The organism is Sorangium sp. So ce426, from assembly GCF_051475585.1.
Taxonomy (GTDB): Bacteria; Myxococcota_A; Polyangia; order Polyangiales; family Polyangiaceae; genus Sorangium; species Sorangium cellulosum_B.
Genome location: NZ_CP150341.1, coordinates 12,584,478 through 12,608,525 on the forward strand (window position 1 = coordinate 12,584,478; position 24,048 = coordinate 12,608,525).

Genomic DNA, 24,048 nt, shown 5'->3' on the forward strand with positions numbered 1-24,048 from the left:
CGGCGCGCTCCCGATCGACGAGGGATGCGGCGACAGATGCTGGCATGATGCTGCGGCCCGTGGCGGCCGCGCGGCCCGCGCTTCAGCTCGCCCTGCTGCTCCTCTCGGCGGCGATCTTCCGCATCTGCTGATCGTACGGCTCGAGGATGCTCAATAGGCGCTGCGTCAGCTCGGGTCCCGCGGCTTCGGGCACCCCGGCGTTGAAGGGCGGGTCGGGGTCGTATTCCAGCATGAGCTGCGTCAGCTTCGCGGCATCTTCTCCGCGCAGCAGCGCCAGCAGCGTCAGCCCGAAATCGATGCCTGCGGTCACCCCGCCGCCCGAGATCCGGTTGCGATCGACCACGACGCGCGCCGGGACACACTCCACGCCGAACGCCTCCAGGATGTGGCGCGTGGACCAGTGTGTCGTGGCCTTGTATCCTTGCATCAAGCCCGCCGCGGCCAGGATGAGCGACCCCGTGCACACGGAGGTCACGTACCTGGAGCGGGCGCCCCGATCCCTCAGGAACCGAAGGATCTCCTGATCCACCATGGCCTCGGGGGTGCCCATGCCGCCCGGCACGAACAGGATGTCCAGGTCGTCCGGACAGTCGCTGAAGGTCGCCGTCGGCTGGATAGGAACCCCCGAGTCCGTCATGACCAGGTCGCGCGTCTTCCAGAGCAGATACGTCGTCGCGTGAGCGGTCAGCACGTTTTGCGGGCCGATCAGATCCAGCGCCGTGAGGCCCGGGTAGAGCACCATGCCGACCCGGAGCGGCGGCTGAGGACTTGGCAGCTTGATGTCATAGGTGTCCGTCATCGTTCGTCCCTGAACCCTTTCGTTTCGTTTCGTCATCTGCCGAGGATCGCCTCGATGGCGGGGCTTCGTCTCGATGCGGCCCCGCGCCTGGCGCTCACGAGCGCGGCGGAGCGCGCTTCGCAGGCCTGACTGTGAGCGGTGCCGGCCGCGGCGGAAAGGACATCGTGCCCTGCTTTCAGGACACGCGGGCGCGCGGCAGGGCGCCCGCGTCCGCTCACGCTCGACCGAAGCGCCTCCGGTAGTCCTCCGGCGTGACCTGCAGGGCGCGCTGGAACGCGCGCCGCATCCGCTCGTCCGTGCCGAAGCCGCAGTCGCGCGCGAGCTGCTTCATCGAGGCTCGGCCTCCCTCGAGGCAGGAGCGCGCCTGCTCCAGCCTGGCCGCCTCGACGAACTTCGCGGGCGTCATCCGCATGGCCCGGGTGAACGTCCGCGCGAAGTTGCGCGGGCTCATCCCCGCCCTCTCCGCCAGCGCCTCGACGCGCAGGTCGGCGTCGAGGTGCCGGAGCACCCAGTCGATCACGCCCCGCAGCGAGCCCGCGGCGACCGTCTGCGCGAGGAGCGGGCGGCTGAACTGGGACTGTCCACCCGGGCGCTTGAGGAACACCACGAGCCCCCGCGCCACCTGGAGCGCCATGTCGTATCCGAGATCCTCCTCCACCATCGAGAGCGCGAGGTCGATGCCCGCCGTCATGCCCGCCGACGTGTAGATCTTCCCGGACCGCACGAAGATGGCGTCGGCGTCGACCTCGACGCCGGGAAACTCGCGCGCGAGCGCCGCCGCGGAATGCCAGTGCGTGGCCGCGCGGCGCCCCGCGAGCAGCCCCGCAGCGGCGAGGAGGAAGGCGCCCGTGCAGACGGAGCCCATGCGCCGCACCTCGGGCGTCGTCGCGCGCAGCCAGGCGAGCAGCCGGGCATCCCGCGTCGCTTCACGGGTCTCGCCCCCGGCGACGAGCACCGTATCGATGCCTGGCGCCAGATCCGCGAGCGCCTTGTGGGCGACGATCTGCACCCCCGACAGCGTCCGGATCACGCCGCCGTTCACGGCCGCGATCTCGACCGCATAGGCGGGGGGAGCGCCGGGCACCTTCGCGCTCGCGATGTCCGAGGCGAGGGCGAACACGTCGGTGGGCCCCGCCACGTCGATGGCGCTCGCGCCGTCGTAGACCACGGCCACGACCCTGCGCGTCGGTCCATGGCGATGCGCGCGCGGGGTGGCAGAGGGAGCGGATTTCGATGGAGACAGCCGCTTCACGCGACGACGGTAGCTGGCTGGCCGGTGGCCGTGAAGATAAAGTACCTGCAATTCCTGCCAAAGTGGCCGACATGATACGGATGACGAGCGTCACCAAGGTCTACCGGCGCGGCCTGTTCGAGACCCACGCGCTCGCCGGGTTCACGCTGCGCGTCGCGCGCGGCGAGTTCCTCGCCGTGATGGGCCCCTCCGGCTCCGGGAAGACGACGTTCCTCAACGTCGCAGGGCTCCTCGATCCCTTCGACGGGGGCGAGTACCTGCTCGACGGCGAGCCGATGCAGGGGCTCTCCGACGCCCGCGCGAGCGCGGTCAGGAACCGGAAGATCGGCTTCGTGTTCCAGAGCTTCCAGCTCATCGCCGACCTCGACGTGCTCGACAACGTCGACGTGCCGCTGCGGGTCCGGGGCCTGGGCGCGCGGGCGCGGCGCGAGCGCGCCCTGCGCGCGCTCGAGGGCGTCGGCCTGAGCGCGCGGCTCCACCACCGGCCCAGCGAGCTCTCGGGCGGCCAGCAGCAGCGCGTCGCGATCGCGCGCGCGCTGGTCGGCGAGCCCTCGCTCCTCCTGGCCGACGAGCCCACCGGCAACCTCGACTCCCGCGCGGCGCGGCAGATCCTCGATCTGCTCGAGCGCATCCACGCCGGCGGTACGACGATCGTCATGACCACGCACGACCCCGAGCTGGCGGCGCGGGCGCGCCGCAGGGTCCACGTGCTCGACGGCAAGCTCATCGATCCCTGGGCCCCCGCGCCGCCGGCGCCGCCCTCGGAAGCTCCGCCGGAGGGCCTCCCGTGACGGCTGGCGACGCGCTCCGGATGGCCCTCAGGAGCCTCGGCCGGCAGCCTGGGCACACCGCCATCATGCTGCTGGCGTTCACGCTCGGCCTCGCGGCATGGACCGCCGCGCGCGCGGTCCTCCACGCGCGCGCGTCCGATCCGTTCGCGTCGGCGCGCGGGCTCTACTTCGTCTCCCTCCCGCGGGAGGGCGGCGCCGTCACCGATCCCAGGGCGATCGATCCCCCGAGCCACCGCGATCGCGTCCTCCTCGAGAGCCCCCACCCTTCGCGCGCGTCGGATCTCTTCGCCGCCGTGGCCGCCGGGCGCCCGGACGACGGCCCGCTCGTCCCCGTCCAGGTGATCTTTTGCACCAGCGATCTCTTCGGGATGGTGGGCGCGACGGTCCGGAGCGGCGCGATCTGGCCGGCGGCGGAGGGCGCCGGCCAGGAGCGCCCCGTCGTGCTCTCCGACGCGGCGGAGCGCGCGCTGTTCTCCGGAGCGAGCGGGATCGGGCGCACGCTGCGGCTCTTCGGGGAGCCGTTCCGGGTGGTCGGCGTCGTCGCGCTCCCGGCCGCCCCGCGCACGCGCGCGCCGCGCACGGCCGTTGTCTTCGCGCCGAGCGCCGCCGGCCTCGCGCTCGGCGTCCGGCCGGCGCTGGTCCGCGAGGTCGAGGACCCGGGCGGCAGCTTCGACGCGCTCGCCGCCACCGACAACGGCTGGCTGGATCTCGTGGTCGAGCTGCGCGACGAGCCCAGCCGGGCCGCGTTCCAGGCCGAGCTCGACGCCTACGCCCGCGGCGAGCGCGCGCGCGGCCGGCGCGTCCTCGGGGCCGAGCTCGTGCCGCGCGAGCGCCTGCACGCGCTCCGCGCGGACGACCCCGGCACGACCCTGTTCGTCCTGCTCGCCGACGTCCTCCTCGGCGCCTGCACGCTCAGCGTCGCGCGGCTGCTCGAGGGGAAGCTCCGCGCGAAGCGCGCCGAGATCGCCGTCTACCGCGCGTTCGGCGCGAGCGCCCGCGCCGTCTTCCTCGGGCTCCTGACCGAGGTGGCGCTCGTCGCCGCGAGCGCCGCCGCGCTCGCCGTCGGCGTCGCCGCGGCGGCGCTCGAGATCGTCAACCGCGTCATCCACCTCCGGCCGGTCGACTACCACCTCGAGGCGCGCTCCGCCGGCGCGGCGCTCGTGGCCGCGATGGCCGCCGGCCTCCTCGCCGGCGCGTACCCGGCCCTGCGCGCGGCGAGGATCCCCCCGGCCGAAGGGCTCCGGCGATCGTGCTAGGCCCCCTCGTCAGGGCGCTCTCTCGCCGGAAGACGCCCGCGCTCCTCATGGTGCTCGAGACCGCCTTCGGCTTCGCCGTGGCCGTGCACGCCTCGGGGCTCGCCGTCCACTACGCCCGCGGCGCCTCCGCGCCGCGCGGCATCGAGACGCGGTCGCTGCTCCTCGCCGCGACCGAGCGCGACGGCCCGAGCTTCGCGTCCCTCGACGAGCGCGCGGCCGCGGTCCGCCGCGACGCCGCGGCCCTCGCGCGCGTCGCCGGCGTCCTCGCCGCCGCCGAGGCGGCCGCGGCGCCGTTCAACCTCACGCACAGGGAGGTCGTCGAGACGACCCTCCCGGGCGGCCCGCGCGCGGTCGCCTGGATGCTCGACGATCGCGGCGGCGTCGCCGGGGTCCTCGGCCTCGCTCCCCTCGCGGGGCGCCTGCTCGCCGCGGGGGACGCCGCGGGCGCGGAGGCGACGCCCGCCGTCGTCACGCAGGCGCTCGCGGCGCGCCTCTTCCCGGACGGCCGCGCGGTCGGGCAGATCGTGCGCCGGAGCGCCCGGCAGAGGCCCCTCGTCGTCGTCGGCGTCGTCCCGTCGTTCCGCGTCTCCATGGGCCGCGATCCCGACGACGCCCAGCGCGCCCTCTTCGCGGCCGAGGGGCCCGCCCTCGGCCGCTCGCTGGCGTACCTCGTCCGCGTCGGTCCGGGCGCTGACGACCGCGCCGGCGCGCGCGTGCGCGAGGCCCTCGAGCGCGCCGATCCGCGCCGCGCCGTGCTCGTGCGCCGGCTCGACGAGGGCGTCGACCTCGACGCCGGCACGAGCCGCGGCGCGGGCGGCCTGGCCCTCGCGCTCCTCGGGGCGATCTTCGTCGTCGTGTTCCTTGGGCGCATCGGGATGGCCTCGCTGCTCGTGGCCGAGCGCCGCCAGGCCCTCGGCATCCGCCGCGCCCTGGGCGCGACCCGCGCCGGCGTCGCGCGCCTCGTGCTCGCGGAGAACGCGCTGCTCACGACGGCCGGCCTCGCCGCCGGCGCCGTCGCCCTCGCGGGGCTCCGGGCCGCGGCGCGCGCCGCCGCCCCCGAGCTCGACGTGCCCCTCGAGCCGCCGACGGCGCTCCTCGTCGCCGTGGCCTTCTGGCTCGCGGGCATGGCCGCGGCGGTCGTGCCCGCGCTCCGGGCGAGCGCCGTCTCCCCCGCGGAGGCGTCGCGATCATGACCTTCTTCCACGCGTGGCTCCGGGCGCCGCTCCGCGTGCCCCTCCGGGTCCGCCTCGCCTCCGTGGTCGCCCTGACCGCCGCCGCCGCTTGCGCCGGGAGCCTCGCCGCCGCGCGATCGCAGGTGTCCCTGCCCGTGTCCGCCCTTGCGGGGCTCGGGCTCGCCCTTGTCGCCGGCGCGCTCGCCTCCCGCGCGCTGCTCGGGCGCGCTGTCGGCCTGCTCCGCGCGGTGACCGACGGCCTCTCGAGCTTCGCCGAGTCCGACTACACGCAGCGCGTCCGGCACGACCGCCGGGACGAGCTCGGGGATCTCGTCGAGCGCCACAACCGCCTCGGCGACGCCCTGCGGGCGCAGCGCGACGACCTCTACCAGAAGGAGCTCCTGCTCGAGACGGCGCTCGACGCCACGCCCGTCGCGATGGTGCTCCACGACGAGGCGGGCCGGATCGTGTACGGCAACGGCGCCGCGCGCGCCCTCTTCGCCGCGGGCGAGCGCGTCGGCCAGAGGACGCTCTCCGCGCTGCTCGCGGGGGAGCCCGAGGAGCTCCGCGCCGCGATGGTCGCCGGGCGGGACGCCCTCGTGTCCGTCGAGCGCCGGGGCGAGCTCGAGACGCTGTACGTCGCCCGCCGCGCCTTCCGCCTGAACACCCAGGCGCACGTCCTCGTCTCGGTCCGGTCGCTCACGCGCGAGATCTCGCGCCGGGAGGCGGAGCTCCACAGGAACGCGATCCGGCTCATCAGCCACGAGCTCAACAACTCCCTCGCGCCGATCTCCTCGCTCCTCCACTCGGGCCGCCTCCTGCTCGATCGCCCGGAGCAGCGGGAGCGCCTCGGCGTCGTCTTCGACACCATCGAGGAGCGGAGCGCGCACCTCGCCCGCTTCCTCGCCGCTTACGCCGAGCTCGCGCGCCTCCCGCCGCCCGCCCCCGAGCGGGTCCCGTGGCGCCCCTTCCTCGAGCGGCTGCGCGGGCTCGCGCCCTTCACGCTGGGCGGCGCGCCGGACGAGCCAGGCTTCTTCGATCCAGCGCAGATCCAGCAGCTCCTCCTGAACCTGCTCAAGAACGCGGTCGAGGCCGGGAGCCCGCCCGACCAGATCGAGGTCTCGGTGCGGCGCCTCTCGACGGGCGAGCTCGCGCTCACGGTGGCCGACCGCGGCCACGGGCTGCCGGACGACGCCCCGGGCAAGGCGCTCCTGCCCTTCTACTCGACGAAGCAGCAGGGCCGCGGGCTCGGCCTCGCGCTCTGCCGCGAGATCGCGACAGCGCACGGCGGCGCGCTCGCGCTGCGGCGCCGCGAGGGGGGCGGGGCCGAGGCGGAGTGCCGCCTGCCGCCGCCGCCGGACGAGCGCGCTACTTGAGCTTCCGCTCGATCTGGATCCCGAGCCGGTCCATGCGCCGGTAGAGCCCCTGCCGGCTCAGGCCGAGCGACGCCGCGGCCTTGGCGACGACGCCCCGCGCCTCGACGAGCGCGCGCTCGATCTCGAGGCGCTCGGAGGACGTCGCGGAAGGCGCGGACGACGCGGCGGGCGCGGCGCCGGTCGCGATGGGCGTCGGCGGCGCGCGCGCGACCGCGTCGAGCCCCAGGTCGTGCGGCTCGATCGTCTCGCCCTTGCGCACCAGCGCCGCGCGCGTGAGCCGGTTCTCCAGCTCGCGGACGTTGCCCGGCCAGTCGTGCTCGGCGAGCGCGTGGCGCGCGCGCGGGCCGAGCGCCACCCGCTCACCGCCCGCCGCGCGCGCGGCGAGGCGATCGAGCAGGTGGCTCGCGATCGGCACGATGTCCTCGGGGCGATCGCGCAGCGCGGGGATCGTCAATTCGATGACGTTGAGCCTGAAGTACAGGTCTTCGCGGAAAGATCCCTCGGCGATCGCCCGCGGGAGATCGCGGTTGGTCGCGCTCAGCACGCGCACGTCGGCCTTGCGGGTGACGCTGCTCCCGAGCCGCTGGTACTCGCCGGTCTGGAGGACGCGCAGCAGCTTCTTCTGGCCGTTCAGCGACAGCGTGCCGATCTCGTCGAGGAAGAGGGTGCCGCCGTCGGCCTCCTCGAAGCGGCCTGCGCGGAGGCGGGTCGCGCCGGTGAACGCGCCTGGCTCGGCGCCGAACAGCTCCGCCTCGACGAGCTCGTCGGGGAGGGCCCCGGCGTTCACCTTGACGAACGGCCGGTCCCGCCGCCGCGAGTTGGCCTGGACGATGGTGGCGAGGAGCTCCTTCCCGGTCCCGTTCGGCCCTGTGATGAGGACGGGCACGTCGGCGGGGGCGACCTTGACGGCGAGGCTCATGACCTCGTGCATCGCGTCGCTCGCGTACACGAGCCCGGCCAGGTCGTGGCGCTCGGCGAGCCTGTGCCGCGCGCGCCCGCGCTGGGCCAGGAGGCGCGCGTTCTCCTGCTCGAGCGCCCGCAGCCGCGCGAGGTTGCCCACGGTGGCGACGAGCTTCTGGTCGTCCCACGGCTTGGGCACGTAGTCGCTCGCCCCGGCCTTGATCAGCTCGACCGCGCCCGCGATCGACGTGAACGCGGTCATGGCCACGACGGGCAGCTCGGGGTCGACGGCCTTGATCCGGCGGAGCAGATCCATCCCCTCTTCGCCCGAGGTGGCGCTCTGCCGGAAGTTCATGTCCTGGACCACGGCGCCGAGCTCGTCGCCGAGCACCGCCGCCATCGCCTCGTCGGGCGTGGCGGCGACGCGGACCTCGTGCCCGTGCAGCTCGAACAGCGTCGTCAGCGCGACGCAGACGGCGGGCTGATCGTCGATGACGAGGATCTTCGGCACCCGGCGAGACTAGCGTGTTCGCCGCCGGGGGCCGGTCACATCCCGTAAGGGTACTTGGCCAGGTCGATCACGCCGCTCGCGCGGACCTGCTGCAGGGCCTTTCCGTACTGGAGGAGCATGCCCAGCGCGTAGCGGAGCCGCTCGCGGATGCGCTCGTCGTCGGGGGACTGCGGCGCCTCCGGGTCGTTGAGGAGGCCGCGGACGTTGCGCACGATCACGTGGTCCGGGATGTAGCAGAGGTACGTGTTCTTGTAGCTGCTCATGCGCAGCTCCGCGATCGGGTAGGCGCCGCCCGCGCTCGCGGAGACCCCGACGATGAGCGCGGGCTTGTGCGCGAGCTCGCCCCGGGTGCACAGGAGGAAGAAGTTCTTCAGCCCGGCGGGGACCATGCCGCCCCACTCCGGCGCGATGATCACGAAGGCGTCGGACGTCTTGAGCTCGGCGGAGATGGGGCCCCAGACGCGCTCCCATTTCTCGGACGGCTGCCAGACCTCCGGGTCCCAGAGCGGGAGCGGGTTGTCGGCGAGATCGAGCGTGTACGTGGAGGAGACGTCCGCCGACGACGCCAGCTGTTGCTGCACGTGGCGGGCGATCTTCCCCGATTCGGAGCCGTTGCGGTGACTGCCTGAGATGACAGCGAGCTTCATAGGGTATTGCGTGCGACCGGCGACGGATCGCGCGGCGCTCCTCGGTGATCGGTGGATTGCGGCGCGATGCTACCCCGCGCTCGCGCGGCGGGTCGAGGAATCGGAGATCTCCGGGGCATCCACCGGCGCGAGGGTGCCGCTCCCGTGCGGGGATGTCCAGCGCGGCGGCCTCGGCGGCTCCTGCGCTGTCGCCGCCGGGGTCGTCCTCGGTTTCTGCGTCGACAGGCGCGCCCGGATCTGCTGGAAGTAGGGAGAGGAAACGGCGGCGGAGAGCTCACGCTGAGGAGAGCTCACGCTCTGCCGCGCTGGATCGGCGGAGGGCGCGATGGCGGACTGGGATCCTGCGCAGTACCTGAAGTTCGAGGACCAGAGGGCGCGTCCTGCGATTGACCTGCTCGGCCGGGTCGATCTCACCGCGCCGGGCGAGATCGTCGATCTCGGGTGCGGGGCCGGCAACATCACCCGCCTCGTGGCGCAGCGCTTTCCGAGCCGGGGGATCCTCGGGGTCGACAGCTCTCCGGAGATGCTGGCGCAGGCGCGCGCCGCGATGCCCGGGGCGCGGTTCGTCGAGGGCGACATCGCGCGCTTCGCGCCGTCCGCGCCGCCCGCGCTGATCTTCAGCAACGCCGCGCTGCACTGGCTGGACGACCACCAGGCGCTGTTCCCGGCGCTGCTCGGGCGGCTCGCGGCCGGCGGCGTGCTGGCGGTGCAGATGCCGAGGAACCACGGCGCGCCGTCGCACGCGGCGATGGCGGAGGCGAGCCGGTTGCCTCGCTTCCGCGACAGGCTGGCGGCGGTGGTGAGGGAGAGCCCGGTCGCGGCGCCGGCGGCGTATTACGGGATGCTGGCGCCGCACGCGGCGCGGCTCGACATCTGGGAGACGGAGTATCTGCACGTCCTCGAGGGCGCGAATCCGGTCGTCGAGTGGACCAAGGGGACGGCGCTGCGGCCGCTGCTCGCGGCGCTCGATGAGCATGAGCGGGCCGAGTTCCTGGAGGAGTACGGCGGGCGGGTGGCGGCGGCGTATCCGAAGGCGGCGGACGGGAAGACGCCGTTTCCGTTCCGGCGGTTGTTCCTCGTCGCCACGGCGCGGTGAGCGTGGCCGCCGCGCGGCTCAGCGCGTGTACTCGATGGCGCCGACGCCTTCGGCCTCGGGGAGCACGGTCACGAGCGCCTGCGCTCCGACGGACGCCGACGAGAGCGAGGAGCGGACGGCGACGAGCCAGGTCCGGTCGCTCCTGCGCGCGACGAGGATGGCGCAGCGCTCGCCCTGGGGCGTGCCCGCGCGCGCCTCGGCCTCCTGGACCACGCGCGCCTCGGAGGCGTCGCAGCCCTGGACGTCGAACTTGCGGTTCAACAGCGCGGTGAGCGCCATGCTGGCGGCCTTCTTCGCGGTGACCTCTTCGGCCGTCGGGGCCGCGGGGGGCGGCGCCGGGGCGCACCCGGCGGAGAGCGCTGCGAGGAGGGGTATCCACCGTGCAATGGGGCGTGTCACCGCGCTGTCCTATCGCGGCGGCGCCGCCACGGGAAGCCCTCGTTGCGTGGAGCTGCTTGGCGCCGGCCTGTACGGTTGAGCCGTCGCGTGTGGAGCGACACGGCGACTTGCGTGGTTGAACCATGGTTCATTTCGCTCATTTACGCTCATGGGAGACATGGCTGGAGGCGTGCGCGCGGCTTGCCCACCTCATGTAGGTGGCAGTAGCGTGCTGCCCATGCCGACGCTCGAGCACAACGGTTTCGTCGACATGTTCCGCGAGAATCCTTCGCTCGCGCCTCATTTCCTCCAGATCCTCTTTCACCTGGATCTCCCGCCGTATGCCACGGTCGCGGTCGTCGAGGCTTCGCTGGACCAGCTCCTCCCGGTCGAGTTCTGCGCCGACCTGGTGCTCGAGCTCCGCGACGGGGCCGGTGCGCTGGTGCTCTCCATCGTCCTCGAGGTCCAGCGCGACATCGATCGGCGCAAGGGCTACTCATGGCCTGTCTACGTCGCGGTCGTGCGGGCCCGGAAGGAGTGCTCGGCTGTCGTCCTCGTCGTCGCGCCCGACGCGGAGGTGGCCGCCTGGGCCGCGCAGAAAATCGATCTCGGGCTGGGGCTCGGGACGCTCCAGCCGCTGGTGCTGGGGCCGGCGAGTGTGCCGGAGGTGACGGATCAGGCCGAGGCGGAAAAGGAGACGGAGCTCGCCATTCTCTCGGCCGTGGCGCACGGCAACGGACCGAACGGTCTCGCCGTGGTCCAGTCCGCGCTGGGGGCGCTCGGACGGCTCGACCACGAGCACGCGGCGGTGTACTTCCAGATCGTCTACAATGCGTTGCGTGAACCCATGCGGAGAGCCCTGGAGGCGCTGATCATGGAGCGGCAGACCGAAGGCAAGGCAACTTTTCCCCCGTTCGCCCAGCAGCTCATCGAGCGTGGCCGGATCGAGGGCATCCGGGAGGGCAAGCTCGAGGGCATCCTCGAGGCCAAGCGCGACGCATTGCTCCGGCTGGTGGCGCGCGCAGGGATCGCCCTCACCGCCGACCATCGCGAGCGCATCCAGGCGTGCAAGGACCCTGCGACCCTCGATCGGTGGGTCGATAACGCGCTCGAAGCAAAGGACGCTTCCGACGTGATCTCCTGACGGGCGGCGCTGCGCCCGAACAGCGCGGCGCGAGCCGCTCTCCCCGCCAGAGGAGCTCTTCGTCCTCGAGCCGCCGCGCGATCTGGAGCGCTCGCGCCTGCGCCGGCGCCCCCTCCTCCTCGCCCAGGATGCACGCGAGGGGGAGCAGCGCCATCGCTGGTAGCCGGGCGAAGCGGCTGTCGCCCGCGTGACGGCACGCCGACTCGGCGAGCGCGATCGCCTCCGCGTGGACGAGCCGGTTGGGGCGGCGTGTCCGGAATCGTGTCCGGGTCCTCCGGTCGTCGCGACCGCAGACTACCCGCAACGAATTCAAGGAGAACGCCGATGTCTTCCCTCACTCACTACCTGGTCATCGATCTCGAGGCGACCTGCAGCGACGACCCCGCCTTCCCCCGCGACGAGATGGAGATCATCGAGGTCGGCGCCGTGCTCGTCGATGCCGCCACCCTGCGACCCGCCGCCGAGCTGCAGTGCTTCGTGCGCCCGATCCGACACCCGCGCCTCTCGGCGTTCTGCATGCGGCTGACGAGCATCCGCCAGGCCGACGTCGACGCCGCCCCGCGCTTCCCCGCGGCGGCGGCGCGGCTGAGGGAGCTGGTGCGCGGGAAACAGGCGCTCTTCTGCTCCTGGGGCGGCTACGACAAGCGGCAGATCGAGCGCGACGCCCGCCGCCACGGGGTGGCGCTGCCCTTCGGCGGCGATCACCTCAACCTCAAGCGGGCCTTTGCCCGCCGCCTCGGCGCCGAGCGCGAGCTCGGCGTGGGGCAGGCCCTGCGCCGGGTCGGCCTCTCGTTTCAGGGGACGCAGCACCGCGCCATCGACGACGCCCGCAACATCGCGCGGCTCCTTCCGCACGCGCTGGGCCTCGAGCCCCACCCAGCCGGCGCCCCCGGGAGCCCCGCCGCGCCGCCGCTCACCGGCCCTCGGGCGGCGTCTCCGGGGTCTCCGGCGCCTCCAGCGCCGCGAGCAGCGCGGTGAGCCCCTTCTTCAGCGAGGCCATCTGCTTCTCCCCCAGGGCTCGCGTGAGCTCCTCCTCCAGCTCCTGCAGCACCCCGAGCCCGTGGAGGAGCATCTTCAGCCCGTGCGGCGTGAACCGCACCCGCTTCGCCCGCCGGTCCTCCGGATCGGGCGTCCGCTCCACCACGCCCGCCGCCTCGAGCTCCTCCACGAGCTGACCCACGGCCTGCTTCGTCACGCCGGCGCGCTCCGCCAGGTCGATCTGCCGCGTGCCCTCGAGGTCGATGTACGGCATGAGCGCCGTGTGCGCCCGGCGCACCCCGGTCGCGCCGCGCCGGGCGACGCGCGCCACCGCCCGCTCGTCGAGCAGCCGCGCCGAGCGGAGCAGGAGCTGCCCGAGGCTCACACGCTTGCGCCGCTCGAGCTCGGCGACGTCGCATGGATCGAGGTCGTGCTTGGTCATGATGGTCAACTTACTTGACTAAATGGTCAAGTTGGTTTACCAATTGAACCATGCTGCGACGGCTCGATCAATCCCTCTGGGTTGCGGAAGACACGTTGAAGGTGGGGTTTCTCCGGTTTCCGGTGCGATCTCCGGTCGTGCGCCTCGAGGACGGCGGGCTGCTGCTGTTCTCGCCGCTCCCGAGCGTGGAGCGGGAGGCGGACGAGATCCGCGCGCTCGGCGAGGTGCGGGCGATCGTGGCGCCGAACCTGCTGCACCACCTCGGCCTCTCGCCGGCGGCGCGGCTGTTCCCGGGGGCGCGGCTCTACGGCGCGCGGGGGCTCCGCGAGAAGCGCCCTGACGTGACGTTCACCGGCGCGCTCGACGGCGCGCCGGACCCGCTCTGGTCCGCGGAGATCGACCAGGCGGCGGCCTTCGGGATGCCGAAGCTCGAGGAGACGGTCTTCTTCCACCGGCCGAGCAGGACCCTCTTCGTCTGGGATCTCTGCTTTCACATCGCGCAGAGCGAGCACCTCCCGACGCGCCTCTTCATGCGCCTGAACGGCGCCTACGGGAGGTTCGGCCCGTCCCGCATCGCCCGCTCGATGATGCGCGATCGCGCCGCGGTGCGCGCCTCGCTGGAGCGGATGCTCGCGTGGGCGCCGGAGCGCATCGTGGTGGCGCACGGCGACGTCGTCGAGCGCGGCGGTCGAGACGCGCTGCAGGCGGCGTTCGAGCGGGTGCTCTGACGTCCCTGACGTGGAGCGGCGCGCGGGCGCCGGTGCGGTAGGACTGGGGCCTGGCCATGAAGATCAGGAAGGTCCGGTGATGGGCGCCCAGGTCACCCTGCTCGGCCTGGATTTCGGCTCCACCACGAGCTGCGCCGTGGCCGCCTCGGCGACGCTCACGCGCGCCGCGGGCAGCGGCCGGGTGGAGCTCGGCGCGCTGGAGGAGCGGTACCGATCGGAGATGGCGCTCACGCCCCTCGCCGGCGACGCCCTCGATCTCGACGCCGCGGCGGCGCTCCTCGATCGCTGGCTCGCCGAGGCGGGCGTGGCGCCCGGGGCCCTCTTCGGCGGCGGGGCGATCATCACCGGCCTCGCCGCCCGCCGGAGCAACGCCGACGCGCTCGCCGCGCTGATCCGCGCGCGGGTTGGGGACGCGCTGCTCGCCGTCGCCGAGGACCCCTGCCTCGAGTCCTGGGTGGCCTTCATGGGCAGCGCTGCTCCCCTGTCGCGCGCGCGCCCCGGCGAGCCCCTCGTCAACCTGGACATCGGCGGCGGCACCACGAACCTCGCGCTCGGCCTGGCCGGCGAGGTCCAGCGCACCGGCTGCCTCCTCGTGGGCGCGCGGCACGTCGCGCTCGATCCGCGCTCGCGCCGCCTCCGCGCCCTCTCGCCCGAGGCCCGCGCCGCCTTCGACCACCTCGGGCTCCGCCGCGGCCCGGGCGAGGTGCTCTCGCAGGCCGAGGCCGAGGCCGTCGTCGCCTTCTACGTGGACCTGCTCGAGGCGGCGATCGCGGGGCGCGCCGGCGCCTTCGACACGCCCGCTGCCGCGCGCCACGTGCAGGTGCCCTTCTCGCTGCCGGAGGGGTTCGCGGCGCCCACCCTCACGTTCTCCGGGGGCGTGGGCGAGCTGATCTACGCCGGCCTGGCCGGGCGCCCGCTGCCCGAGCCGGCTCACCACGGCGATCTCGGCGTGGACCTCGCCCGCGCGATCCTCGCCTCGCCCCGGCTGAGCGCGCGGGTCGCGACGCCGGCCAGCATGGGCCGGGCCACGGCGTACGGCCTGCTGCGCCACGCCACCCAGCTCTCCGGCGCGACGCTGTTCCTCCCGCGCCCCGAGCGCTTGCCCCTGCGCGACGTGCCCATCCTGGCGCGCCTCTCGCCCGCCTCGTCCGACGCCGAGCTCGATCACGCCGTGGACCTCTTCCGCCGGAGCACCCGCGGCGGCGCTCTGGAGATCGCCCTCGACGACGTCTCGGCGGCCACCCTCAAGGGCCTCGGCGCGCGCATCGCCGGCGCGCTGCGCCGCGCCGGACCGATCCCCGAGCACCCCCTCGTGCTGCTCACCGCGCAGAACGCGGGCAAGACGCTCGGGGGCTACGTGACCGGCTGGGGCGCGCTGCCGATCGACCTCGTCGTCATCGACGAGGTGCAGGCGCACGGCGCCCGGTTCGTCCAGGTCGGCCGCCTGTGCGATCAGATCCTGCCGATCTCGTTCTACGGGATGACGCCATGACGTCGCTCGGCGAACCTTCCGTGAAGGGAGGAGCGCGCCGTGAAGGAACCGACCCCGCTCGATCGGATCGAGGTCCCTCGCCCCCGGACCGACGTCGTCTACGCGGCCCGCCTGCCTGGCCACGACGGCTCGTTCCGCGGCTTGAAGCGGCTCCTCGGCGCCGCCGACTGCAGCAAGGCCGGCGATCGCCAGGCAGGCCTCGCGGCGAGCGACGACGCGGCGCGAGAAGCCGCGCGGGAGCTGCTCGGCGAGCTGACCCTGGAGCACCTCCACGATCACCCGCTCACCGGCGAGCGGGGCGAGATCGACGCGGTGATGCGCGTCAATTACGACATCGACCGAGACGCCTTCGCCCGGATCGCCTCGCTGCGCGTCGGCGAGCTCAAGGACCACCTGCTCCGCGCCCCCGGCCCGGAGGTGGCGCGCCTCGGCCGCGCCCTGACCGGGGTCATGGCCGCGGCGCTCGTCAAGCTCTGCGACGTGCACGAGCTCGTGTACCTCGCCCGCAAGATCAGCCGCCCGACCCGCGCCCGCACGCTCCTCGGCGCCCCCGGCACGCTCGCCTCGCGCCTCCAGCCGAACCACCCCACCGACGATCTCCGAGGGATCACCCTGCTGCTCTACTGGGGCCTTTCCATCGGCGCCGGCGACGCGCTGCTCGGCGTCAACCCCGCGTCCGGCACGGTGGAGGCCACCGCCGCGATCCTCCGCCACCTCGACCGCATCCGCCGCGCGACAGGCGTGCCCACGCAGATCTGCTGCCTGTCGCACCTCAAGGTGCAGCTCGCCGCGCTCGACCAGGGCGCGCCCGTGGAGATCCTCTTTCAGAGCCTGGCCGGCACCGAGTCGTGCTGTGTCACCGAGTTCGACGTCACCGTGGATCTCATCGACGAGGGCTATCGCCGCATGGCCGCGCGCGGCCCGCTCGCGGGCCAGGCCGAGCAGTTCATGTATTTCGAGACCGGCCAGGGCAGCGAGCTCACGTACGGCAAGCACGAGGGCATCGACATGGCCACGGCCGAGGCGCTCTGTTACGGCCTCGCCCGCCGCTGGGACCCGTTCATGCTCAACAACGTCACCGGCTTCATCGGCCCGGAGACGCACCTCGACGACCGCGAGATGATCCTCGCGAACCTCCAGGACCATTTCATGGGCAAGCTCCTCGGCGTGCCCATGGGCATGGCCCCTTGTTACACCCTCCACGCCCACGTCACGCTGGAGGGCCAGCAGATGGCGACGCAGCTCCTCACCGCCGCGGGCGCCAACTACTACATGGATGTCTGTCTCAACACCGATCGCATGCTCGCCTATTTCGACACGAGCGGGCATGACGTGCAGACGTTGCGGGAGATCCACGGCCGCGCGCCCGGCGGCGAGTTCCTGGAGTGGGCCCTCGCCCGGGGCATCCTGGCGCGCGCGGGGGAGGGGCAGGGCGAGGCGGGCGCGATCACCCGCGGGCCGCGCTTCGGCGACGTGCGGCAGTTCTGCCCGGACGAGGCCGAGCTCGCCGAGCTGCTCGCGGCCACGCCCGCCGCCCACGGCTTCGCGATCGCCGGCCCGCGCCCGGCCAACGCGGTGAGCCGCCGCGGTCGCCGCGACGAGGCCATCGCGCGGGCGGCGCTCGCCACCGAGCTGCGCGAGGACGAGCTGGCCCGCGTCGCCGCGTTCCGCCTCATCGCCACGACGGCGGCCAGCAAGGGAGAGCACCTCGGCTCCGCCGACGCGGGGGCGCGCCTCTCCCCGGAGAGCGCCGCCCGGCTCGCGCCGGAGGAGGCCGAGGTGCAGATCGTTGTGTCGGACGGCCTGAGCGCCGAGGCCGTTCACCGCAACATCCCTGACCTGCTCCCGGTCCTGCTGGACGGCCTGGGGGCGCGCGGCGTGACCGTCGGCCAGCCGCTGCTCGCGCGTTATGGCCGGGTGAAGCTCGCGGAGGCCGTCGCCGAGCGGCTCGCGGCGCGGCTGGTCGTCGTGCTGCTCGGCGAGCGCCCGGGGAGCGGCGAGCTGGCGTCGAGCAGCCTCTCGGCCTACCTCGCCTACCGCCTCACGCCCGGCGCGGACCAGGAGGCGGCCGCCGCCTTCAGCGGCAACCCTGCGATCGGCTTCGAATACACGGTGATCTCCAACATCCACGCTGGCGGGCTGCCCGCCGCGGAGGCGGGGGGCGTGATCGTCGAGAAGGTCGTGGCGGTGCTCGCTCACCGTGCGGCCGGCAACCGGCTGGAGGCGTCGCTCACAGCGTAGCGCTGCGGGCCAGCAATCCTGCCGGGAGGTCGTGCTTCGGCGATGCGCCGAACTTGCTGAGCAGACACTCGCCAACGCCCATCGGAAACGAATCGGCCCCTAGCACCGTTTCTTTTCGCCCCTGCAGGACAAGGCCCATGACCGGCTCGTTCCCGTGACATGTCACGCCTGTCCCGTGACATGTCACGCCTGTCCCGTGACATGTCACGCCTGCACCGTGACATGTCACGCCTGCACCGTGACATGTCACGCCTGCACCGTGACATGTCACGCATTCTCCGTGATCAGCGACGGCAACATTCTCCACGCCTGTTGTCTGGCCGGAGCTGTTCCCAGGCGGCGTCCGCACTGCCAGCCCCTCACGCGCTGCCGACGCCGCGGCGGCGGAGGCGAGCGCCCCAGGGCTCAGCCCTCCTCGGCCTCTGGCACGCGGGGTGCTAGATCTCCCCGCGGCCACGCCCTCTGGCGCGTGTTGCTCGCCATTCTTCAATAAACACCAGCGGGCAAGCGCATCAGGCGCAGCAACGGGCGACACGCAACGTCGGAAGCGCCTCTCCGAGGTCTCACGAAGAGCCGGTGCGCCGGATGCGAAGCCATGCGGCTACGTGAGGCGGGGCCCGATCGTTATTCGGGGTTCGCGCGTGAGAAGGGAATCCCAAGGAGGACATCATGAAATTACAAATGCAGGCGCTGGCGCTCGGTGTGGTCAGCACTCTGGCGGTCGGGGTCGACGCGGCGCCGGTCAACTTCATCTACACCCGGGGGGACAACAACGTGAACATGAGCGGTAGCCGGTGCGTCGCCGGGACATCGAGCGACGAGGTGTATCTCCAGCGCAGCATAGGCGGAATCTTGTCCTTGGCCCCTGGAGGGGTCACGCTGTTCTGCCCGATCACGCGGCGGTCAACGGCTTACTACGGAGTGGACAGCGATGATCCGACCTACGTGGACCCTCTGGCAACCGTGGTCAGGGTGTATGATGCTGCCAGCACTGCTTCGGTCAGCTGCCGTCAGTTCGAGAAGGCGATCAACGGATCCATCTCTTATGGAGTCACGCGTTACGCGTGCTCGGCGGACCCGAGTCAGGGCTGCACCACCCCGGGGCCGAGCTCGTGGACAGGGGGCGGCAGCATGTATTTCTTCAATGAATTCGGCTCCCAATCCACGATGAACTGGGGCCTGACCTGCAATGCCCCCAATTTGACCAGCATCTACTACTACGCGAGCACGGTCATCCCGAACTGACAGGTGAACACCATGAAAAAGCTCGCGATGATAGCATTGTTCGGTGCTTGCTCTCTGTTCGCCGGGGCAGCGTCGGCCACGCACAAGAACTGGCTGCTGAAGGACGGTGGGGCGGCATGTCACTTCGCGACACCGCTCGCGGACGATCGCGTGGTCTACAGCAGCGGCGCCCTCCTCAACACCACCCAGTCGAATCGGACGGCCATCTGTCCGATCTCCCTGGCCAGCCGCTGGGGCTCCAACGGCCCTGGCTCCTACACTTTCAACGCCAATCACTGGGCGGAGGCCATGTTGGCGGTCGTGAATTTTCAGCGACAGACCTTCGTCCCTTCTCGCACCGTCAGCTGCTACGCCGGAATGCAGGCCAACAATGGATCGAAGTACTACAGCACGACGGTGAGCAACACCGGTGGTGCCGGGAGCGGCAAGATCAAGCTCGCGGACGCGTCAGCCTACTCCAACCCCAGTTCTTTCGGCAGCTTCTGGGGGAGCGACGCAACGCACACGCTGGAAGCCAACGAGGGCTTGACTGCGGCTAGCCTGGACTACAACTGCGTCTTGCCGGCCTCCACGGCGATACTCGGCTACAAAATCATGCTGTGTCAGCTCGCTGACAACTGCGACTCCCTCAACAATCCCGACTCGCTGCCGTCGACGGTCCCCGATCCCTGGTCCCTCACGCCGGTTTGGAACAACGTCCAGGTCAGCGGCATCGAGTGCTCGGCGGCCACGACCGCGAGCGGGGTCTCGGGGATCACGCGCAGCGAGTCCGGGATCACCAACACGTCGGTTTCGGAGCTGGACGTGTTCTGTCCCATCACTCCGCCCGCGGACGACACCGCCGAGCACAACCGGTTCATCTCGTTCACCGAGGTTCAATACGCGGGAGGCACCGCCACGTCGGGCTGCGTCGCCGGCGGCAGCTGCCCGGACTGCAAGCTCACCTGGGTCACCCGGGATGGGAGCATGTCCGAATCCGCATCATTTACAAAGGTAGCCGGCGTCACGCGTCAAGTGCGCCTCGACGCCTACAGGACGCTGATCGGCCCCGAGGTGCAGGTCGGTGTCATGTGCAAGCTGCCGTCGAACGTGACGCTCGAAGGGATCACGTCCACCGTGAGCGTGTCTCCAGTAAACGACAACGGCATCTAGAGCGACAAACGGGTTGAAACCACGAGAAAGAGGAGAAATTTCACCGGGAGGCGGAGAGGCGGGGAGCGAGAGACGGCAAGAGGGAGAAATTCATTTTCTTCTTCCTCCCCGCCTCCCCGCCTCCCTGTGAAATTTCTCCGGGTTTCAACGTGATCGGTGCTCTAGCCGCGGGCGGGCTCGACAAGCAGGGCCGAGACGAGCTGGCGCGGTCAGCGCGTCGGGTCGGAGCCCGGGCCCGCGACAGACTTCGTACCTCAAGACAGGCGCCCGGCGCTCACGATCATGCAGACGTGAGCACCCCTCACTGGGGGGAGCCGCGCCGCATCAGCTCCTCGAAGTTGTCCGGGGGCAGCGTCTCGGGGAGCACATGGCCGTCGGGCGGCGGTGGATACATCACCCATGTAAGTTCCACGCGACCATCGTCGTGAGCGATCGGACCGCTGCGCATCTTGCCCGCTTGCCAGCCATTGAACTCGCCGGTGCGGGTGATGATATCGGTGGCTTTCTCCGCGTCCTGCAGCGATGGGTGGACGATGGTCACAAAGCAGCCCTTCGCGAAACACTCCTCCTTCTCGAACGACCCGCCGACCGCGAACCGCGCGAGCTTGCTCGACCACCCGTCGACCACCGTCGATGCCGGCGCGCCCAGGCGGCGGTCCACGCCAGAGGCGCGCAGCTCAGCCACGACCCGATCGCGATGCTCGAGCGCCGACGGCTCCTGTTGCGGTGGTTCCAGAGGCTCGGAGGGCGGCGCGCCGACAGCCGACTCGGGCTCGGCGGGGGATCCCTCGCGCACGACATCAGGCGCAGCTGGGATCACGGGCGGTTTCTTGATAGGTGCGGAGACGCTGCGATCCGGCGCGCCGGACTCCCGCGCCGTGAGCGCCGGACGATCGGCCGTCGCCGTACGGGTGCCGAGCCAATACGCCAGAGGGAGCGCACCGACGATCGCGATACCCCCGATGATGCGCGACATGGCGCTGCTCGTCGCGCGCGGAGCAGGCCCACCGCCCGCGACGGGGATCCCTCGGACGGATGATTGACGGGCAGCTCCCCTTGTCCCCCCTGATTTCGCAAGCTGATTCATACTCACTTCTTACAACAAACACCGCGCGCAAGCCACGCTCATTTGCTGCCGAATGCGTATTCCGATCGACTCGGCCGCCCATTCCACCAGCGCTCGGCGACCCGTTCAGGAGCGCCCGGGCGCGCTCGGAGCGCAGCGACGGGATCTGGGTCCTACCTGACCCGCATCTCGAAGCCAGAGGGATGCTGCAGGGTCACCCCTGTCGCGGCGGGAACAGGTGCCCATGAGTCGGTTGACCCGTGTGAGAGCACTGTTCGGCTGAGGCTGCACCTAAATAGCCGATCCTGAATCGGCAACGGGCGAGCTGAGCACCGGCCGCAGGCTCGCGGTCGACCCCGGGTAGGGGGGAGAGGGCCTGCAGGCAATCATCCACCTCCTTGACGAGTTCGTGGATGGTCGTGCACCGATGGTTGCGGGTGACGTTGTCATGGAGCTGTTTTCAGACCCGGCGTGCCCAACACGCGGTCACCACGGAAGCCGTCCGAGGTTTGCGTGCGAGAACGTACCCGTGGGGCCGTCCGGGCCGAGCAGCGCAAGGCGGACCGCCTCGCGGGCGCCCTCCTCGACGGTCTCCGTGCCCGAATAGTTGTTGAGGTTCGTCCTGGTGAAGCCCGGGGAGGCGGCGTTGACCTTGATCCCGGTCGACTCCAGCTCGATCGCCATGGCGAGCGTCATCGCGTTGAGAGCCGTCTTGGATGCAGGGTAGGCGGGGCCGAAGATCGAGCGCCATGGAAAGGCCGGATCCGCGTTCATCGTCAGCGAGCCAGCGCCGCTCGACACGTTGACGATGCGGGCCGCCGGCGCCTCGCGCAGGAGCGGCAGCATCGCCTGGAAAACAGCGACGACGCCGAACACGTTGGTCTCGAACACAGCGCGCAGCTCATCGAGGGACACGTTGCTCGCGAGGGTCGACCTGGCATACTCCTCGACGGTCAGGCCCGGCCGCCGTCCCGTGTGCGAGATGGCCGCGTTGTTGACGAGCACGTCGAGGCGGCCGAGCTCCTCGCGGATGCGCCTCGCCGCAGCGGCGATCGAAGCCCGATCCGTCACGTCGAGCTGGAGCGCGCGGGCGTCTCCGTCGATCGTCTTGGCCGCCTCCACGCCGCGCACGAAGTCACGCGAGCCGACCATAACGGTGAAGTTCTTCGCGGCGAGCTCCTTTGCGATCTGGAGGCCGATCCCCTGATTGGCCCCCGTGACCAAGGCGACGTGATTGTCTTGCATGTGTTCGCTCCTGACGGTGGTTGGCTGGATACAGCGTATGTCCACGCCTTCGTACCCCTTGCCACCGCCCTCCGATTGGAAGGAGCGGACACCGTGAGCGGTCGTCCCGCGCCGCATGAGCAACCCGCCGTGCACGAGCCGGTGCACGACACGGTTGTGGTCTGCCGGATCGTCGAAATGTCCGGTTCTTCCAATCGGAGGCCGCGGGCGCGTGGCATGAACACCCCATGACCCACCTCGATGCCACGATGGGCCGCTCCCCGCTCCGATCGACTCCGCTGGGCAAGACCGGGCCCAGCGTCTTTCCCGTCGGCCTCGGCTGCATGGCGATGTCCGGCGCCTACGGTCCGGCCGAGGACGCCGAGAGCGTGGCGACGATCCGCCACGCCATCGAGCGAGGGATCACCCTGATCGACACCGGAGACTTCTACGGCAACGGGCACAACGAGCTCCTCATCCGGCGCGCGATCGAGGGGGTGCGCGACAAGGTCCACCTGTCGGTGAAGTTCGGCGCGATGCGCGGCCCGGACGGCGCAGCGCTGGGCATCGACACCCGCCCGGCGGCCGTGAAGAACTTCGTGACGTACAGCCTGCAACGGCTGGGCGTGGAGGTCATCGATGTGTACCGCCCCGCGCGCCTCGACCCGCAGGTGCCCATCGAGGACACCGTCGGGGCGATCGCCGATCTCATCAAGGCCGGCTTCGTCCGGCATATCGGGCTGTCCGAGGTGGGGGTCGAGACGATCCGGCGCGCGAGCAAGGTGCACCCGATCGTGGACCTGCAGATCGAGTATGCGATCGCGACGCGCGGGCCCGAGGCGTCCATCTTCCCCGCGCTCGAAGAGCTGGGGATGAGCGCGACGCTCTACGGGGTCTTTGCGCGGGGGCTGCTCACTGGCAGCAAGCCCTCCGGAAAGGGGGACTTCCGGCAGTACATGCCGCGCTTCGCCGGCGAACAGGGGGCAAAGAACGCGAGCGTCGTCGAGAAGCTCCACGCCTTCGCTGGCGAGCGCGGGATGACGCCGGCTCAGGTTGCGCTCGCGTGGGTGCTGGCGAAGCAGCCCACGCTGGTGCCGATCGTCGGGGCCCGCACGCGAGCCCAGCTCGACGATGCCCTCGTGGCCCTCGACAAGCCGCTGTCGGCGAGCGACGTCGCGGCGCTCGAGAGCATCGTGCCAGCGGACGCGATCGGCGGCACGCGCTACCCCGCCCAGCACATGAAGGCGCTCGACAGTGAGCGGTAGCCGATCGACGCGGGCACCCGCGTCGGCTTGAACGGCCGCACGAGAGGCGTAAGAATGACGAACGTGGCCGCAGCGATGGATCTCTTCACCCTCGCGCTCCCGCGCTTCGTCGAGGACGTCCGTGATGTCGCGGCACCCCCCGGTCGGGTGTTCGACGTCGAGTGGCTTCCCGACGGCAGAACGGGCCTCTTTTTTCGAGTGCTCGAGGGGGGGCGTGAGGGGGACGTGTGGGCCGCGGGCCCCCGGACGCGCGCGATATTCAAGAGCAAGACCGGCCTCGCGCGGACGGTCACTCTTCGGTTCAAGCCTGGCTGGTCGGTTCCGCTGCTCGGCGTGGCGGCGAGCGAGCTCACGGACCGGATCGTTCCGCTGGAGGACGTGTGGGGCCGCGCGGGGCGCGAGCTCTGCGGTGAGCTACTCGCCGCGAGGAGCCGCGCGGACGTGATCGACCGCGTCGCCCGGGCGCTCGCCCTCCGCGCCGGCCAACCCTTCGAGACGACATCGGGGGAGCTCGCCCGCCGTGCGGTTCGCTTGCTCGAAGGGGGCGAGGTCCGGGTGGAGCGTGTCGCCGATCGGCTCGGCGTCACGGCGCGGCATCTTCGCCGCGCTTTCATCGAGAACGTCGGCATCGGCCCGAAGGAGTTCGCGCGGACCGTCCGCCTGCAACGCGCGGTGCGGATGGCGGCGACCTCGTGCGACTGGGCGCGCATCGCCGCGGACGCGGGCTATTATGACCAGGCCCACCTCATCGCCGACTTCCGTCAGCTCGTCGGGCTCACACCGGGCGCGTTCTTCAAACGCGCGGGCGGCCGGATGACGAGTTCTCCGTGCGAAAGTACGCCGCAGCGAGCCGAACGACGCGGATGAGCCCGTAGCGCACGAAGATACGCCCC

At 71.7% G+C, this 24,048-nt stretch carries 24 protein-coding genes; 15 read left to right on the forward strand and 9 right to left on the reverse strand.

Annotated elements, in window-relative coordinates; genetic code table 11:
- Positions 1 to 82: 82 nt before the first annotated feature.
- Both WMF44_RS47255 and WMF44_RS47260 read right to left on the reverse strand, forming a co-directional pair.
- A complete protein-coding gene (locus tag WMF44_RS47255) occupies positions 83 to 799 on the reverse strand; it encodes a DJ-1/PfpI family protein (protein ID WP_437296611.1) in 717 nt (238 codons plus the stop codon).
- Positions 800 to 1,013: 214 nt separating this feature from the next.
- Complete coding sequence (locus WMF44_RS47260) at positions 1,014 to 1,973, reverse strand: GlxA family transcriptional regulator (protein WP_437296612.1); 960 nt, start codon at positions 1,971 to 1,973, stop codon at positions 1,014 to 1,016.
- A gap of 149 nt (positions 1,974 to 2,122) precedes the next feature.
- Here WMF44_RS47260 and WMF44_RS47265 point away from each other — a divergent pair, with 149 nt between their 5' ends.
- From WMF44_RS47265 to WMF44_RS47280, 4 genes are read left to right on the forward strand one after another with little or no spacing between them, the layout of a single operon-like run.
- Positions 2,123 to 2,842 (forward strand): ABC transporter ATP-binding protein, encoded by a 720-nt coding sequence (locus tag WMF44_RS47265; protein WP_437296613.1) that lies wholly within the window; start codon positions 2,123 to 2,125, stop codon positions 2,840 to 2,842.
- Complete coding sequence (locus tag WMF44_RS47270) at positions 2,839 to 4,098, forward strand: ABC transporter permease (protein WP_437296614.1); 1,260 nt, start codon at positions 2,839 to 2,841, stop codon at positions 4,096 to 4,098. The genes WMF44_RS47265 and WMF44_RS47270 overlap by 4 nt, the downstream gene beginning before the upstream one ends.
- Positions 4,092 to 5,291 (forward strand): FtsX-like permease family protein, encoded by a 1,200-nt coding sequence (locus WMF44_RS47275; protein ID WP_437296615.1) that lies wholly within the window; start codon positions 4,092 to 4,094, stop codon positions 5,289 to 5,291. Before WMF44_RS47270 ends, WMF44_RS47275 begins: the two co-directional genes overlap by 7 nt.
- Positions 5,288 to 6,646, forward strand: coding sequence for a sensor histidine kinase (locus WMF44_RS47280; protein WP_437296616.1), 1,359 nt, complete (start codon positions 5,288 to 5,290; stop codon positions 6,644 to 6,646). Before WMF44_RS47275 ends, WMF44_RS47280 begins: the two co-directional genes overlap by 4 nt.
- Here the strand turns inward: WMF44_RS47280 and WMF44_RS47285 are convergent.
- Both WMF44_RS47285 and WMF44_RS47290 read right to left on the reverse strand, forming a co-directional pair.
- Positions 6,639 to 8,057: a sigma-54-dependent transcriptional regulator gene (locus tag WMF44_RS47285; protein ID WP_437296617.1), complete on the reverse strand. Its 1,419-nt coding sequence runs from the start codon at positions 8,055 to 8,057 to the stop codon at positions 6,639 to 6,641. The genes WMF44_RS47280 and WMF44_RS47285 overlap by 8 nt on opposite strands.
- 35 nt (positions 8,058 to 8,092) lie before the next feature.
- Positions 8,093 to 8,704 carry an NADPH-dependent FMN reductase gene (locus tag WMF44_RS47290; protein WP_437296618.1) on the reverse strand — a complete coding sequence of 204 codons (612 nt, stop codon included), beginning with the start codon at positions 8,702 to 8,704 and terminating at the stop codon, positions 8,093 to 8,095.
- Between the two features lie 10 nt (positions 8,705 to 8,714).
- On the opposite strand from WMF44_RS47290, the gene WMF44_RS47295 reads away from it, so the two are divergent.
- Together WMF44_RS47295 and tam are read left to right on the forward strand one after the other, a co-directional pair.
- On the forward strand, positions 8,715 to 8,954 hold the full coding sequence (locus tag WMF44_RS47295) for a hypothetical protein (protein ID WP_437296619.1): 240 nt from the start codon (positions 8,715 to 8,717) through the stop codon (positions 8,952 to 8,954).
- 75 nt (positions 8,955 to 9,029) lie between these two features.
- Positions 9,030 to 9,800: a trans-aconitate 2-methyltransferase gene (gene tam, locus WMF44_RS47300; protein ID WP_437296620.1), complete on the forward strand. Its 771-nt coding sequence runs from the start codon at positions 9,030 to 9,032 to the stop codon at positions 9,798 to 9,800.
- Between the two features lie 18 nt (positions 9,801 to 9,818).
- Here tam and WMF44_RS47305 read toward each other — a convergent pair whose 3' ends face one another.
- Positions 9,819 to 10,199 (reverse strand): hypothetical protein, encoded by a 381-nt coding sequence (locus WMF44_RS47305; protein ID WP_012241451.1) that lies wholly within the window; start codon positions 10,197 to 10,199, stop codon positions 9,819 to 9,821.
- Between the two features lie 217 nt (positions 10,200 to 10,416).
- On the opposite strand from WMF44_RS47305, the gene WMF44_RS47310 reads away from it, so the two are divergent.
- Together WMF44_RS47310 and WMF44_RS47315 are read left to right on the forward strand one after the other, a co-directional pair.
- Positions 10,417 to 11,322 (forward strand): hypothetical protein, encoded by a 906-nt coding sequence (locus WMF44_RS47310; protein WP_437296621.1) that lies wholly within the window; start codon positions 10,417 to 10,419, stop codon positions 11,320 to 11,322.
- Positions 11,323 to 11,646: 324 nt separating this feature from the next.
- Entirely contained in the window at positions 11,647 to 12,300 is a 654-nt protein-coding gene (locus WMF44_RS47315) for an exonuclease domain-containing protein (protein ID WP_437296622.1), read from the forward strand.
- Here WMF44_RS47315 and WMF44_RS47320 read toward each other — a convergent pair.
- Entirely contained in the window at positions 12,236 to 12,742 is a 507-nt protein-coding gene (locus WMF44_RS47320; RefSeq protein ID WP_437296623.1) for a MarR family winged helix-turn-helix transcriptional regulator, read from the reverse strand. The genes WMF44_RS47315 and WMF44_RS47320 overlap by 65 nt on opposite strands.
- 50 nt (positions 12,743 to 12,792) lie before the next feature.
- On the opposite strand from WMF44_RS47320, the gene WMF44_RS47325 reads away from it, so the two are divergent.
- The 3 genes from WMF44_RS47325 (at position 12,793) to eutB (ending at position 17,203) form a co-directional block, all read left to right on the forward strand.
- A complete protein-coding gene (locus WMF44_RS47325) occupies positions 12,793 to 13,470 on the forward strand; it encodes a DUF4336 domain-containing protein (protein ID WP_437296624.1) in 678 nt (225 codons plus the stop codon).
- A gap of 79 nt (positions 13,471 to 13,549) precedes the next feature.
- Positions 13,550 to 14,962, forward strand: a complete 1,413-nt coding sequence (locus tag WMF44_RS47330) for an ethanolamine ammonia-lyase reactivating factor EutA (protein ID WP_437296625.1) — start codon at positions 13,550 to 13,552, stop codon at positions 14,960 to 14,962.
- Positions 14,963 to 15,001: 39 nt separating this feature from the next.
- Positions 15,002 to 17,203, forward strand: a complete 2,202-nt coding sequence (eutB, locus tag WMF44_RS47335; RefSeq protein ID WP_437296626.1) for an ethanolamine ammonia-lyase subunit EutB — start codon at positions 15,002 to 15,004, stop codon at positions 17,201 to 17,203.
- On the opposite strand, the gene WMF44_RS47340 is transcribed toward eutB, so the two are convergent.
- A complete protein-coding gene (locus WMF44_RS47340; RefSeq protein WP_437296627.1) occupies positions 17,193 to 17,342 on the reverse strand; it encodes a hypothetical protein in 150 nt (49 codons plus the stop codon). The genes eutB and WMF44_RS47340 overlap by 11 nt on opposite strands.
- Positions 17,343 to 17,872: 530 nt before the next feature.
- Between WMF44_RS47340 and WMF44_RS47345 the strand changes: the two genes are divergently transcribed.
- Together WMF44_RS47345 and WMF44_RS47350 are read left to right on the forward strand one after the other, a co-directional pair.
- Positions 17,873 to 18,448: a hypothetical protein gene (locus WMF44_RS47345; RefSeq protein WP_437296628.1), complete on the forward strand. Its 576-nt coding sequence runs from the start codon at positions 17,873 to 17,875 to the stop codon at positions 18,446 to 18,448.
- Positions 18,449 to 18,460: 12 nt separating this feature from the next.
- Positions 18,461 to 19,600: a hypothetical protein gene (locus WMF44_RS47350; protein WP_437296629.1), complete on the forward strand. Its 1,140-nt coding sequence runs from the start codon at positions 18,461 to 18,463 to the stop codon at positions 19,598 to 19,600.
- Between the two features lie 301 nt (positions 19,601 to 19,901).
- Here WMF44_RS47350 and WMF44_RS47355 read toward each other — a convergent pair whose 3' ends face one another.
- Both WMF44_RS47355 and WMF44_RS47360 read right to left on the reverse strand, forming a co-directional pair.
- Positions 19,902 to 20,576, reverse strand: coding sequence for a hypothetical protein (locus tag WMF44_RS47355; protein WP_437296630.1), 675 nt, complete (start codon positions 20,574 to 20,576; stop codon positions 19,902 to 19,904).
- 576 nt (positions 20,577 to 21,152) lie between these two features.
- On the reverse strand, positions 21,153 to 21,911 hold the full coding sequence (locus tag WMF44_RS47360; RefSeq protein WP_437296631.1) for an SDR family NAD(P)-dependent oxidoreductase: 759 nt from the start codon (positions 21,909 to 21,911) through the stop codon (positions 21,153 to 21,155).
- Between the two features lie 227 nt (positions 21,912 to 22,138).
- Between WMF44_RS47360 and WMF44_RS47365 the strand changes: the two genes are divergently transcribed.
- Both WMF44_RS47365 and WMF44_RS47370 read left to right on the forward strand, forming a co-directional pair.
- Positions 22,139 to 23,155, forward strand: coding sequence for an aldo/keto reductase (locus WMF44_RS47365; protein WP_437296632.1), 1,017 nt, complete (start codon positions 22,139 to 22,141; stop codon positions 23,153 to 23,155).
- 54 nt (positions 23,156 to 23,209) lie between these two features.
- Entirely contained in the window at positions 23,210 to 24,022 is an 813-nt protein-coding gene (locus tag WMF44_RS47370; RefSeq protein WP_437296633.1) for a helix-turn-helix domain-containing protein, read from the forward strand.
- Positions 24,023 to 24,048 lie beyond the last annotated feature (26 nt).